Source organism: Lysinibacillus sp. NPDC056232, from assembly GCF_042267565.1.
GTDB lineage: Bacteria > Bacillota > Bacilli > Bacillales_A > Planococcaceae > Lysinibacillus.
Window position 1 is genome coordinate 171,288 of record NZ_JBHJTF010000007.1, and the last position, 12,922, is coordinate 184,209.

Here is a 12,922-nt window from a genome sequence, read left to right on the forward strand (position 1 = left end):
TGATTCACAAACAAATTCCATACCTAAATTTTACTGATGAGTCAATAATCTAAAAATAGCCTTCCGTTCAAACATAAACGGAGGGCTATTTTTTTGTCTTATTTATAAAATATTATTGATTAGTAAGATATTATTAATACGAAACTCGAACGATGTAGAAAATCTATGTTAATTGCAGAATAATAATGATTGAAAGAGCGATGTTTTTTGGTTAGAATTATCTGAAAATAGGGAATTGAGTGATAGTTAATGTAATTGAGTGAAAAAATGGGTGGGATGGGGCGATTGATCATGAGAAAAAAGCTGCTAGAAATAAAAAGCTTAAAGACAACCTTTTTTACAGATGATGGACAAATTCCTGCCGTAGATGATATCGATTTTTCTGTTCATGAGGGAGAAATATTAGGGATTGTAGGGGAATCGGGAAGTGGAAAAAGTGTTACATCACTGTCCATTATGGGATTAATACCGTCACCACCTGGAAAAATAACAGGGGGAGAAATACTATTAGATGGCAAAAACCTCGTCACATTATCGGATAAACAAATGCAGAAAATTCGTGGGAAAGATGTGGCGATGATTTTTCAGGAGCCTATGACATCCTTAAATCCTTTGTTTACAATTGGAGATCAGCTAAAAGAAGCGATTTTAATTCATAATCCAAAATGGTCGAAAAAAGAAGCCTCTGCAAGGGCAATTGAAATTATGAAGCTTGTAGGTCTACCACGTGCTGAGGAATTATTAAAAGATTATCCGCATCAGCTATCTGGGGGAATGCGACAACGGGTCATGATTGCAATGGCGCTTGCCTGTGATCCGAAGGTGCTAATTGCTGATGAGCCGACTACTGCACTAGATGTGACGATTCAAGCTCAAATTTTGCAACTTATGAAAGATTTAAATAAACGTTTAAATACAGCTGTGTTATTAATTACACATGATTTAGGCGTTGTAGCAGAGACATGCGAGCGAGTTATTGTGATGTATGCAGGTCAGATTGTAGAGGAGGCACCTATTCAGGAGATATTCGTTAATCCAAAGCACCCTTATACACAAGGGCTTATTAAATCTGTACCGGATATGCGTTATAAAAAGGACAATCTTTACTCTATACCAGGCAGTGTACCGAAGCCGGGAAGTATTCAGGAAGGCTGTCGTTTTGCAGCGCGTTGTGAATTTGCGATGGATCGCTGTGTACAAGAAACACCACCTTTATATGAAGCAGCAGAGCAGCATAAATCAAGATGTTTTTTACTAGAGAAACAGGAGGTGGAGCAACATGTCGAAAGTGTTGTTGAAAGTTGATGGTTTGAAAAAATATTTTCCCATTCGGAAGGGGGTCCTTAACACACAGGTTGGGGACGTAAAGGCAGTGGATGATGTTTCCTTTGAAGTGTTTGAAGGAGAAACATTAGGTATTGTGGGTGAGTCCGGATGTGGTAAATCAACGACTGGTCGACTTTTAATGCGATTGCTTGAGCCAACAGAGGGCGAGATTGAATTCGCAGGTAAAGTGATTTCAGAGTTATCGAATAACGAGATGCGCAAAGCCCGTAGAGATATTCAAATGATTTTCCAAGATCCATATGCCTCTCTTAATCCAAGACATAATATTGGAAAAATATTGGAGGAGCCTCTTATTGTTCATGGAATGGGCAATGCAAAGGAACGGAAACAGAAGGTATTAGAGCTTCTCGAAATTGTTGGGTTAAATGAATATCATGTGAAACGGTATCCACACCAATTTAGTGGTGGTCAAAGACAGCGCATCGGCATTGCCCGTGCTCTCATGACGAATCCGCGTTTGATTATTGCGGACGAGCCTGTTTCTGCACTCGATGTGTCCATACAGGCGCAAGTATTGAATTTATTGCAAAACTTACAAAAGGACTTAAAGCTAACTTATATTTTTATCTCCCACGATTTAGGGGTTGTACGCCATATTAGTAATCGTGTAGGTGTAATGTATTTGGGGAAATTAGTGGAGTTGACAGCAAGTGAGGATTTATATGCTGAGCCACTTCATCCATATACACAGGCACTGCTATCCTCGGTACCTGTTCCAGATCCTACGTTTGAACGTGAACAGCTCATTATTTCCGGAGATATTCCAAGTGCTTCGAATCCGCCAAGTGGGTGCACTTTCCATACAAGATGTCCTTTTAAAAAAGAAGAATGTTCTCAAGTAGTTCCAAAAATGCAAGAAGTGAAACCGGGTCATTATGTTGCTTGCCATCTATATGATGCAATCCAACATTCAATGATATAAAAAAACTTAGGGGGAAATTCAATGAAGAAAAAGAAGCTTTGGACTTTGGGTGTAATGCTTATCCTTGTTCTTTCGACAATCTTAGCCGCTTGTGGCGGTTCGGATACTAAGGATACGGGTAGTAAAGATACTTCAAGTGGTGGCGATAAAGCTAGCAGTGGCGGACCAAAAACATTAGTATATGGTCGTGGTGGTGATTCCACTGCTCTTGATCCAGCGACAGTAACAGAAGGTGAATCGTTTAAAGTTACGGTTAACATCTATGAGACTCTAATTAACTTTGGAGAGGACGATGTAACATTGCATCCAGGGCTAGCAAAATCTTGGGAACCTTCAGAAGATGGCCTAACATACACGATGCAACTTGAAGAAGGGGTTAAGTTCCATGACGGGACTGATTTTAATGCTGAAGCAGTCGTGAAAAATTTTGAGCGCTGGAAAGCTGGTGGTGCTGATAAATTCCCATACTACGCCTCTCAATTTACGGTAGGTGGAAAGCAAGTAATTGAGTCAATTACGGCTGATGGTGATTATAAAGTTATATTTAAACTCTCTCAACTACAAGCACCATTCTTGAAAAATTTAGCGATGTCTCCATTTGCTATAGCTTCACCAACAGCATTTGAAAAAGATGATGAGGCACTTAAAGATCATCCAGTAGGTACTGGTCCATTTAAATTTGTAGAGTGGAAACGAAATGATTCTATCACAATTGAGAAAAACCCTGATTATCGTATTGCAGATTTGCCGAAATTAGATAAAGTTATTTTTCGTTCTATTCCAGATAACTCCGCACGATTCAATGCATTAACTAACAATGAAGTTGATGTAGTTGATGGCTTAAGTCCATCTGATAAAGGTTCAATCGAATCAAATGCAGATTTACAATTAATCGAACGTCCATCTATGAATGTTGGTTATCTTGGATTAACAGTAACCCGTCCACCGTTCGATAATGTAAAAGTTCGTCAAGCAGTGAATTATGCAATCGATAAGCAAGCATTAGTAGATGCATTTTATGAAGGCTTAGGCGAGCCAGCAAAAAATCCGATGCCTTCATTAATTGCAGGCTACAACGATGAGGTTAAAGGCTATGACTATGATCCAGAAAAAGCAAAAGCATTATTAGCTGAGGCTGGCTACGATGGCAAAGAAATTGAGCTATGGGCAATGCCTGTGCCACGTCCGTACATGCCTGATGGTCAAAAAATTGCGGAAGCCATTCAGAAGAATTTAGCAGATGTTGGTATGAAATCTAAGATTGTAACGTTTGAATGGGCTACGTATTTAGATAAGGCGGAAAATGGAGATGCGGATGCGTTCTTACTTGGTTGGACAGGTGATAACGGAGATGCGGATAACTTCCTTTACACTTTATTAGACGGAGATAATATTCATTCTAACAACTATACATTCTATGACAACAAAGAAGTGCACAAACTATTAGTTGCAGCACAAACTGAAATGGATGAGGACAAGCGTAATGCCCTTTACAAGCAGGCACAAGAGATTATCTCTAATGATGCACCATGGGTTCCAATTGCTCACTCTACTCCAATTTTAGCTGCTAACACTAAAGTTACAAACTATATTGCGCATCCGACAGGTTCTGACCGTTTAGATGCAGTTGATATGAAGTAGGCATGTAACAGGTTTTAATATAAGAGGAAATTATTTTAAAGAATCTGCTTGCTTTCTGCGGGTAAGCCGTAGAAATCTCGCAGATTCTTTTTACAGTTTGAATGATTATTTCTGTATGGAAGACCAATCATCAATCGTTAAAACCGTTTGGTGAAGGCTGACCCTTTCTACAGTATGCGTAGAGACTTCAATGCTTTTGATGAAAAAGTATATTATGAAAATAACAGAGGGGTGAAGAAAATGCTTCACTATATGGGAAGGCGTTTGTTTCAATTAATCCCAGTTTTGCTTGGAATGACTTTTATCGTCTTCATGTTAATTCGCGCAATTCCTGGTAATCCAGCACAAGTAATTCTAGGACAGCAGGCAACGAAAGAAGCGGTCGAAGCGTTAAACGCAAGTTTAGGATTAAATAATCCATGGTATACACAATATTTTAGTTACTTAGGTGGGATTTTCCAGGGTGATTTAGGAGTATCATTACGTACTAAATTACCTGTATCAGAGGAAATTTTTCCGTATTTAGCGGCAACGGCTGAACTAGCGCTATTTGCCATGATTATTGCAGTGATAGTTGGCGTAAATGCTGGCATTATTTCTGCGTGGTTCCAAAATTCTTGGTTCGACTATGTAGCAATGGTAGTTGCCTTAGTTGGGGTGTCCATACCAGTTTTCTGGCTCGGTTTAATGGAACAATGGGCTTTCAGTAATCAGCTTGGCTGGTTCCCAACATCTGGTCGAGAGAACGTGCGAGATCCAATAACCGCCATTACTCATTTTTATTTACTGGATACGCTCATACAAGGCCGCTTTGATCAATTTACAGAAGTATTAAAGCGATTAGTATTACCGGGCATGGCTCTCGCGACAATTCCAATGGCGATTATTGCAAGAATGACTAGGTCGTCTATGCTTGAAGTAATGCGCTCTGACTATGTACGCACCGCTAGAGCAAAGGGACAAAAAATGTTTATTGTTGTTTATAAGCATGCATTAAAAAATGCAGTTATTCCAGTGTTAACAGTTATCGGTTTGCAAACAGGATTACTGCTAGGTGGTGCCATTTTAACAGAGACAATTTTCAGCTGGCCTGGAATTGGGCGTTATATTTATGATGCTATCGGCTTCCGAGACTATCCTGTTATTCAATCAGGTATTTTAGTAATTGCTTTTATTTTTATCATGATTAACTTAATTGTGGATTTACTGTATACAGTGATTGATCCACGGATTAAATACAAATAGAGGGGAGAAGCGATAATGACTGGAGCGATGGATATAAAAACAGAAGTAGCACCAAGTCGTGAACGAGCGGTAGGTCCTTGGAGAGAAGGCTGGCGTAGCTTTAAAAAGAGCAAAATCTCCCTGGTAGGTGCAGGTATTGTACTATTTTTTATTATACTTGCTATATTTGGCCCGATGATTGCTCCTGAAGGAATGAATGAACAAAATTTTACGAAGCGTTTATTAGCACCGTCAAGTGAGCATTGGTTTGGTACAGATGACTTTGGTCGGGATATTTTCTCTAGAGTTATACATGGAGCTCGAATTTCTTTGTGGGTAGGATTTTTTTCAGTTATTCTTTCTGTAATTGTAGGTAGCTTACTTGGTATTATTGCGGGGTACTACGGAAGATGGGTTGATACGATCATCTCGCGTGTTTTCGATATTATGTTAGCATTCCCTAGTATTTTACTAGCAATTGCAGTAGTGGCAGTACTTGGGCCATCATTACAAAATGCATTGATTGCTATAGCCATTATTAACGTGCCGAATTTCGGGCGCTTAATTCGTTCGAAAGTATTGAGTGTTAAAGAAGAGGAATATATCGTAGCAGCAAAGGCGATTGGAATGCGTGATTCACGAATTTTATTCTCGCATATTTTGCCAAACTCGATGACACCAATCATTGTTCAAGGAACGCTAGCAATAGCGACAGCGATTATTGAAGCGGCAGCACTAGGTTTCCTGGGATTAGGAGCTCAAGCACCTGCGCCAGAATGGGGAAAAATGCTGGCGGATGCCCGCGTATTTTTATTAAAGGCGCCGTGGACGATGATTTTCCCAGGGTTAGCTATTATGTTAACGGTTCTCGGTTTCAATCTAATGGGGGACGGTCTACGTGATGCGCTTGACCCGAAAATGAAAAGCTAACTAAAAAAGGCGAAGAGATGGATATCAAGCCAACTCTTCGCTCTTTTGATTAAATAAATTCCTCTTCAAATTCCACATTGATTTCTTGGCCATGATGAGTCTGATACGACACGATGAGCGTATCTAAATGCTCTAGGTTTTCTTCGTAATCTAAAATACGAGATAAAATATAAAGCAAGTGATAACTCGAGAATTCTGTATCGCCTTCATCATGCGCATAAGTTATTTGTTTTATAAATATCTCCATTAACTCGTTACGCTGAACATAATCATTATGTTTACTCCACTCGGAATGTTCGGGCTTTAATTTCCCAGTATATTTTAATAGTAGCTGTTCATGGTAAGTTAGCAGGAAATCAAGTCGCTCTTGAATCATTAAATGAAATTGCGTCGGTAGCTGGGCTAATTCGTTTTCATGATTATGAAGACGATGAAGCAGCTCTAAACTTTTCTTTGATGTTGTAATCATTTGACGATAAACAACTAATTTACGTGCTTTAACAAACTTTTTATTTTTAAAGTAATTACGCTCTTCCTTATAAAAATCATACAATGTGTCAACTCGTTGCATACGAGACTTAAATTTGCTTAATGCTTCTTTTGTAGAAGTATGCTCAGATGCTTGACGAACAGCAAGTCGCGTCCATCGGATAATATCATCCTGTAAAAAGTAAATCTTACGGAAAAGCTTTACTTCATATTTTGGTGGTAGGAAGAACAGATTGACAACAAATGCTGCTAGCACCCCAATTAATATGGTAATAAAGCGAATAAGACCAAATGTAAGAAAATCATCTCCTTGAAACTCCATAATAGCTACAACTGTAACAAGTGCTAGTGACAATGATTTTTCAAGTTTAAATTTCAACATGATACCGATCGCAACAATGACGGCAATGCCAATTGCTACTACATGGTGGCTGAAAAGCAAGCCAAAAATGACCGCGATGGTAGCTCCTATAATATTGGCTTGTATTTGCTCAACAATTGTTTGATAAGAGCGATAAATAGATGGCTGAATCGCAAAGATGGCTGCAATTCCTGCAAAAACAGGTGAAGGTAGCTCTAGCAGCTCAGCAATAAATAGTGCAAACACGATGGCGACACCAGTTTTAAATACACGGGCACCTAATTTCATAGAAAATGGATGTCCTTTCTGTCTAAAATTTTAAGCTTCCTTACATTATAGAAGGAAGTGCTCATAAAATACATAGATTTGTATGTCATTTACAGAAAAAGACGACTCACAGGGGAGTCGTCTTTAAAAGTTAACCTTAGACACTGTTCTAAATTGCACTGCTCACTAAGCGTTTAGCCTTTACATTTACAAATTACAATTGTGAAAATGCACTATCTACCGCTTTAATTGTTTCAAGAATATCTGCTTCTGTATGCTCTGTTGTTAAGAACCAAGCTTCATATTTTGATGGAGCTAAATTAATACCTTGTGCAAGCATTAATTTAAAGAAGCGCCCAAAGATCTCACCGTCTGAGTTTTCAGCTTGCTCATAGTTTTCTACTGTCACATCTGTAAAGTAAATTGTAAGAGCACCTATAAGGCGATTAACAGTAATTGTTACACCATGTTTTTTGGCTGCAGCCAAGATACCTTCTTCTAAAATAGCTCCAAGACGGTCCATTTCATCATAAATTCCTGGAGTTTGTAATACTTCTAGGCAGGCAATACCAGCTTGCATGGATGCAGGGTTTCCTGCCATTGTGCCTGCTTGATAGGCAGGTCCAAGTGGAGCAACTGTATCCATAATTTCTTTACGACCGCCGTATGCACCGATCGGTAAACCACCGCCGATTACTTTACCAAGTGCAGTTAGGTCTGGTGTTAAGCCTAATAAGGTTTGAGCACTACCATAGTGGAAGCGGAAAGCAGTAATAACTTCATCGTAAATAGTTAATGCACCTTTTTCCTTTGCTGTGGCATGAACTAATTCTAGGAAGCCAGGGTTAGGCTCTACAATACCGAAGTTTCCAACGATAGGCTCTATTAAAATAGCTGCGATTTGATCGCCCCATTTATCCATTGCTTCTGTAAATGCTTCAGGGTTGTTAAATGGTACAGTAATTACTTCCGCTGCTGTTGAAGTTGTAACACCAGCTGAGTCTGGAGTACCTAATGTTGCAGGACCAGAACCAGCAGCTACTAGTACTAAGTCAAAGTGACCATGGTAGCAACCAGCGAATTTCATAATTTTTGTACGACCAGTATAAGCACGTGCAACACGAATTGTTGTCATTACAGCTTCTGTACCAGAGTTATTAAAGCGTACTTTATCCATAGATGGGATTGCTTCTTTTAGCATTTTAGCAAAAGTAACCTCATATTCAGTTGGAGTCCCAAACAAAGTTCCATTTTCAGCTGCGTGTGTAATAGCCTTTGCGATATGTGGGTGACCGTGACCAGTAACGATTGGACCGTAAGCTGCTAGATAGTCGATATAACGGTTGCCATCAACATCCCAAAAATAAGCACCTTTCCCACGAGCCATTGCAACAGGTGAACCTCCGCCAACTGCTTTATAAGAACGAGAAGGGCTATTTACACCACCAACGATATGCTGTAGCGCTTCTGCGTGTACTGCTTCAGATTTTGTGTGATTCATATATATTGCCTCCTAAATCTTTATACTTCATCTATTGTAGACCTATCAGTGCAAGAAATCCAAAGAAATTAAGGGATATGATTTGTTTTACTATTTAGAGTAAAATAGAGCGTACAGAGGAGGAGATTGATATGGCTTTAATAGAAGGTAAAAAAGCACCTGATTTTTCCCTTATAAATGAAAAAGAAGAAATAGTAAAGTTAGCGGATTTCAAAGGACAAAATGTTATTTTATATTTTTATCCTAAAGATATGACACCAGGCTGTACGACGGAGGCTTGTGACTTCCGTGATAAGAACGAGGATTTTAGTAAATTAAATGCAGTTGTACTTGGCATTAGTCCTGACGAAGCAAAAAAACATACCAAATTTATAGATAAGCATGGATTACCATTCTCGCTATTAGTGGATGAGGATCATGCCGTAGCAGAAGCGTATGGCGTGTGGGTGCTGAAGAAGATGTATGGACGTGAATATATGGGGATAGAACGTTCGACATTTTTAATTGATACAGAAGGAAATCTCATAAAGGCTTGGCGTAAAGTACGTGTGAAAAATCATATTGAAGAAGTATATACATATTTAGCAGAATGGGAGGTGACACAATGAGAATTTATTTTACGTTTGAACCAAGACCAAATTTACGTGAACCACTAGTAGCACAATTTCCACAAGTTGATTTTATTTTTGAAAATGGCTTATCAAACGATGAGTTACAACAAGCGGATGTGCTTGTCACATATGGTGAAGATTTAAATGATGAAAATATGCAGTATGCGGCAAAGCTTAAATGGATATTTGTCGCTTCAGCGGGGATCGAAAAAATGCCAGCACAGGCCATTGTTGAACGAGGGATATTAGTTTCGAATGTGCGTGGCATTCATAAAACACCAATGGCAGAATCAATGCTTGCACATATTTTAGCGATTAAGCGTGCACTACCTTGGATGTATGAACAGCAGAAGAAAAGCGAATGGTCAAAAAAAGCGAAACAAACCGAGTTGCGGGATAGTACAGCACTTATTTTAGGACCTGGAGCTATTGGCTCGGAAGTAGGTCGCTTATTGCAAGCATTTGGTGTTGTGACAATTGGCTGTAACCGTTCAGGGAACGAAGCGGCCTATATGAATGAGATGGTGAGTTTCGATCAACTAATCGAAGCTTTACCTAAGGCCGATATTGTTATTTCAGTTTTACCTAAAACAGAAGAGACGACACATTTATTGAAAGAACAACATTTTAAAGCGATGAAAAATGATGCCATTTTCATGAATTTTGGTCGTGGAAACTTAGTAGAGGAAAATGTTTTGATACATGCCATTCAAGCAGGTGAAATTGGTTATGCTGTTTTAGATGTATTTGAACAAGAGCCTTTAGCTGAGAATCATCCTTTATGGACTTTTTCGAATGTCATTGTGTCTCCGCATATTTCAAGTCACTCATCTCGCTATGTTGAACGCAGCTTAGAAATCTTTAAGCCTAGTTTAGAGAAGTGGTTACGTGGTGAAACGGATTTAGAAAATATAATGGATTTATTAAGAGGTTATTGAATTAATCCTAATTAAACTGAAATGTGTATGATTGTTGACAGAAGTAAGCTTAATTCGATACACTAATTATAACAATTATAAATTAATAATCTTTATGGAAGAGGTGCATGACGATGTCTGAAACGCATTTACAGGATGCACTTGACACGTTAAAAACAACTGGTGTTCGTATTACTCCTCAGCGTCATGCTATTTTGGAATATTTAATTCAAACAATGGCACATCCAACTGCCGATGAAATTTATAAAGCACTTGAAGGGAAATTCCCAAATATGAGTGTAGCGACCGTCTATAATAACCTTCGCGTATTTCGTGAGGTTGGTCTAGTAAAAGAACTAACTTTTGGTGATGCTTCAAGCCGCTTTGATTTCGTTACAAACGATCATTATCATATGATTTGTGAATGCTGTGGAAAAATAGTCGACTTCCATTATCCGGGTCTCGACGAAATTGAACATTTTGCATCACAAGTAACAGGCTTTGATGTGCATTCGCATCGTTTAGAAATTTACGGCACTTGTCCATCGTGTAAAGATGTATCTGCAAAAGTACAATAAAAAAATCCTAGCTCTTATCGAAGGGCTAGGATTTTTTTGCCTTATTATAAGATTGGTCGAACTCTTTTCCTTCTAGAGTTGGATCCAGTGTTAATGGTTCATTGCAGTACATACACATATCTACACGGCCTAATACTTTTGTGTACTTATGGCAATTAGGGCATACGACTTGAACAGCTCGTGTTGAGAGCAGTCCAATCCATGCATATACGACTGTACTACCAATAATACAAAGTACACCAAGTGTCATGAAAATTAATACTAGAATAGGATTGTTTTTAAAGAAGATTCCCCCATACATAACTACAAAGCCGATAAAAATAAGTGCTAATGCGAATGAACGGATTTTATTAATTTTATTTTTGTAAGGTTTCATTTATCATCTTGCCTCCCAATCTAAAATCTACTATAACATATAAGAACAAAGTATTTTAGCTTTGATAACGTGGAAAGAAGGAATACTTTTAGAGTATGTCGAAATTTTAACGAACTCAATTTCGCCTTGGCGTAATTGAGTTCGGTGAAAATCCGTCACATCCACTGAATGAAGATAAAAGGTTACAAGTAAATAGAGGGGGACTGAACATGGAACAAGTTTTGCGTCCGATATATCAGGAACGTGCAAGTCAGTCGAATACATTAGGCGTTATTTTAGTGGGAAAACGAGAGGAACAAAGTAATGTTACAGATACATTTGATACAATCTTACTTATTATTGTAAAGGAAGCAGAACAACCAGTCTTTACGAAACATTATCTATATGAAGGAAATAAAGTAGCATTACATACGGTTACTGAGAAAATAATACGAAAATGGCTGCTTATAGGCTCAAATAAAAAAGTAGTCGATTGGATTTTCTTTGGTCGAGTATTATTTGATCGTAATGAATTTCTTCATAAATTAAAAATTGAATTACAGGAGTTTCCGTTTAGTGGTCGTAAAATCAAAACAGGCATTCAATTTTCAAAGTTAATTCGTCGTTACTTAGAAGGAAAAGAATACTTTGATAAAGGTAGCTATCTCGATGCTTATAATCATGTAGTAGATTCGTTACATCATTTGGGCCGTTTGTCCATTATTGATAGTGGACTTTATCCTGAAGTAACTGTTTGGGCCCAAGTGAAAAAAATAGAACCAGCGATTTATAAATTATACGAGGAGCTCGTTACAAGTATTGAACCGATAGAAAAACGATTAGAGCTATTGTTTTTAGCAAGTGAGTTTTTAATACATTCACGTACTCGAGACGGCGCACAACATATTTTAGAAGTAATGCAATCGAAGGAGACTTGGACTATTCAGGAATTGCATGATCATGATGAGCTCATGAATTACTCGGTAGATTTAGAAGTATTTGTAGAATATCTAGTGGACAAAGGTTATATTCAAATTGAACCGATCGTTGCGAAAAGTGAAATGATATTCCACCGTCATTATAAAGTAAATAAAGAAGCTCTAGAAATGGAGCAAGGACTGTAGTATGCTAGTTATCGAGGTATGAAAAATACCTCGATATTTTTTATGAAAAAGTTGTTGACTTTTAATTCGATGATATTGTATTATATTAATTGTCGCTAAGACATAATGAAAAACTCAACGAACGAAAAAAACTTTTTAAAAAAGTTGTTGACATGAATTGAGTTAAATGTTAATATAAAGAAGTCGCTGAAAAACAACGGCGACAAAATGAACCTTGAAAACTGAACAAGCAAAACGTAATCAATAAAGTTTTTAGTAACTAACCTTGAGTTGGTGAACGAAACAAAATTTTGGACATCAAACATGATGCCAGCAAAACAATTTGAGCTAATCAAATTTCTTTTTATGGAGAGTTTGATCCTGGCTCAGGACGAACGCTGGCGGCGTGCCTAATACATGCAAGTCGAGCGAACAGAGAAGGAGCTTGCTCCTTTGACGTTAGCGGCGGACGGGTGAGTAACACGTGGGCAACCTACCTTATAGTTTGGGATAACTCCGGGAAACCGGGGCTAATACCGAATAATCTATTTCACTTCATGGTGAAATACTGAAAGACGGTTTCGGCTGTCGCTATAAGATGGGCCCGCGGCGCATTAGCTAGTTGGTGAGGTAACGGCTCACCAAGGCGACGATGCGTAGCCGACCTGAGAGGGTG

12 protein-coding genes and 1 rRNA gene are annotated in these 12,922 nt (G+C 38.4%); 10 read left to right on the forward strand and 3 right to left on the reverse strand.

The features are described 5' to 3' along the window. Window positions 1–291 precede the first annotated feature (291 nt). From ACFCYJ_RS08240 to nikC, 5 genes are all read left to right on the forward strand, one after another. Window positions 292–1,305 (forward strand): ABC transporter ATP-binding protein, encoded by a 1,014-nt coding sequence (locus tag ACFCYJ_RS08240; protein WP_376073164.1) that lies wholly within the window; start codon window positions 292–294, stop codon window positions 1,303–1,305. After that, complete coding sequence (locus ACFCYJ_RS08245; RefSeq protein WP_376073166.1) at window positions 1,280–2,269, forward strand: ABC transporter ATP-binding protein; 990 nt, start codon at window positions 1,280–1,282, stop codon at window positions 2,267–2,269. Before ACFCYJ_RS08240 ends, ACFCYJ_RS08245 begins: the two co-directional genes overlap by 26 nt. Before the next feature lie 21 nt (window positions 2,270–2,290). Then, entirely contained in the window at window positions 2,291–3,910 is a 1,620-nt protein-coding gene (locus ACFCYJ_RS08250) for an ABC transporter substrate-binding protein (protein ID WP_376073169.1), read from the forward strand. Window positions 3,911–4,150: 240 nt separating this feature from the next. Further along, window positions 4,151–5,155, forward strand: coding sequence for an ABC transporter permease (locus ACFCYJ_RS08255; RefSeq protein WP_376073171.1), 1,005 nt, complete (start codon window positions 4,151–4,153; stop codon window positions 5,153–5,155). Between the two features lie 15 nt (window positions 5,156–5,170). Further along, on the forward strand, window positions 5,171–6,064 hold the full coding sequence (gene nikC, locus ACFCYJ_RS08260) for a nickel transporter permease (RefSeq protein WP_376073174.1): 894 nt from the start codon (window positions 5,171–5,173) through the stop codon (window positions 6,062–6,064). A 49-nt stretch (window positions 6,065–6,113) separates the two neighbouring features. Here the strand turns inward: nikC and ACFCYJ_RS08265 are convergent, their stop codons facing one another. Together ACFCYJ_RS08265 and ACFCYJ_RS08270 are read right to left on the reverse strand one after the other, a co-directional pair. Further along, on the reverse strand, window positions 6,114–7,202 hold the full coding sequence (locus ACFCYJ_RS08265; RefSeq protein ID WP_376073176.1) for an FUSC family protein: 1,089 nt from the start codon (window positions 7,200–7,202) through the stop codon (window positions 6,114–6,116). Window positions 7,203–7,395: 193 nt separating this feature from the next. Beyond that, window positions 7,396–8,682, reverse strand: a complete 1,287-nt coding sequence (locus ACFCYJ_RS08270) for a glutamate-1-semialdehyde 2,1-aminomutase (protein ID WP_376073179.1) — start codon at window positions 8,680–8,682, stop codon at window positions 7,396–7,398. A gap of 131 nt (window positions 8,683–8,813) precedes the next feature. On the opposite strand from ACFCYJ_RS08270, the gene bcp reads away from it, so the two are divergent. From bcp to perR, 3 genes are all read left to right on the forward strand, one after another. After that, the gene (bcp, locus tag ACFCYJ_RS08275; RefSeq protein ID WP_370048227.1) at window positions 8,814–9,290 is read left to right on the forward strand and encodes a thioredoxin-dependent thiol peroxidase; all 477 of its coding nucleotides are present in this window, start codon (window positions 8,814–8,816) and stop codon (window positions 9,288–9,290) included. Then, entirely contained in the window at window positions 9,287–10,231 is a 945-nt protein-coding gene (locus ACFCYJ_RS08280) for a D-2-hydroxyacid dehydrogenase (RefSeq protein WP_376073182.1), read from the forward strand. The genes bcp and ACFCYJ_RS08280 overlap by 4 nt, the downstream gene beginning before the upstream one ends. A gap of 113 nt (window positions 10,232–10,344) precedes the next feature. Continuing rightward, a complete protein-coding gene (gene perR, locus ACFCYJ_RS08285) occupies window positions 10,345–10,788 on the forward strand; it encodes a peroxide-responsive transcriptional repressor PerR (RefSeq protein WP_142510785.1) in 444 nt (147 codons plus the stop codon). Between the two features lie 25 nt (window positions 10,789–10,813). Here perR and ACFCYJ_RS08290 read toward each other — a convergent pair whose 3' ends face one another. Beyond that, on the reverse strand, window positions 10,814–11,164 hold the full coding sequence (locus ACFCYJ_RS08290) for a YgzB family protein (protein WP_349661107.1): 351 nt from the start codon (window positions 11,162–11,164) through the stop codon (window positions 10,814–10,816). Window positions 11,165–11,373: 209 nt separating this feature from the next. Here ACFCYJ_RS08290 and ACFCYJ_RS08295 point away from each other — a divergent pair, with 209 nt between their 5' ends. Continuing rightward, on the forward strand, window positions 11,374–12,267 hold the full coding sequence (locus ACFCYJ_RS08295; RefSeq protein WP_376073187.1) for a nucleotidyltransferase-like protein: 894 nt from the start codon (window positions 11,374–11,376) through the stop codon (window positions 12,265–12,267). Between the two features lie 342 nt (window positions 12,268–12,609). Then, a 16S ribosomal RNA gene (locus ACFCYJ_RS08300) occupies window positions 12,610–12,922 on the forward strand; the annotation flags it as partial.

What these genes read in the sequence shown, in the direction of transcription:
- ACFCYJ_RS08240 (WP_376073164.1), top strand. Translation starts at nt 292, where the DNA reads ATGAGAAAAAAGCTGCTAGAAATAAAAAGCTTAAAGACAACCTTTTTT.
- ACFCYJ_RS08245 (WP_376073166.1), top strand. Translation starts at nt 1,280, where the DNA reads ATGTCGAAAGTGTTGTTGAAAGTTGATGGTTTGAAAAAATATTTTCCC.
- ACFCYJ_RS08250 (WP_376073169.1), top strand. Translation starts at nt 2,291, where the DNA reads ATGAAGAAAAAGAAGCTTTGGACTTTGGGTGTAATGCTTATCCTTGTT.
- ACFCYJ_RS08255 (WP_376073171.1), top strand. Translation starts at nt 4,151, where the DNA reads ATGCTTCACTATATGGGAAGGCGTTTGTTTCAATTAATCCCAGTTTTG.
- nikC (WP_376073174.1), top strand. Translation starts at nt 5,171, where the DNA reads ATGACTGGAGCGATGGATATAAAAACAGAAGTAGCACCAAGTCGTGAA.
- ACFCYJ_RS08265 (WP_376073176.1), bottom strand. Translation starts at nt 7,202, where the DNA reads ATGAAATTAGGTGCCCGTGTATTTAAAACTGGTGTCGCCATCGTGTTT.
- ACFCYJ_RS08270 (WP_376073179.1), bottom strand. Translation starts at nt 8,682, where the DNA reads ATGAATCACACAAAATCTGAAGCAGTACACGCAGAAGCGCTACAGCAT.
- bcp (WP_370048227.1), top strand. Translation starts at nt 8,814, where the DNA reads ATGGCTTTAATAGAAGGTAAAAAAGCACCTGATTTTTCCCTTATAAAT.
- ACFCYJ_RS08280 (WP_376073182.1), top strand. Translation starts at nt 9,287, where the DNA reads ATGAGAATTTATTTTACGTTTGAACCAAGACCAAATTTACGTGAACCA.
- perR (WP_142510785.1), top strand. Translation starts at nt 10,345, where the DNA reads ATGTCTGAAACGCATTTACAGGATGCACTTGACACGTTAAAAACAACT.
- ACFCYJ_RS08290 (WP_349661107.1), bottom strand. Translation starts at nt 11,164, where the DNA reads ATGAAACCTTACAAAAATAAAATTAATAAAATCCGTTCATTCGCATTA.
- ACFCYJ_RS08295 (WP_376073187.1), top strand. Translation starts at nt 11,374, where the DNA reads ATGGAACAAGTTTTGCGTCCGATATATCAGGAACGTGCAAGTCAGTCG.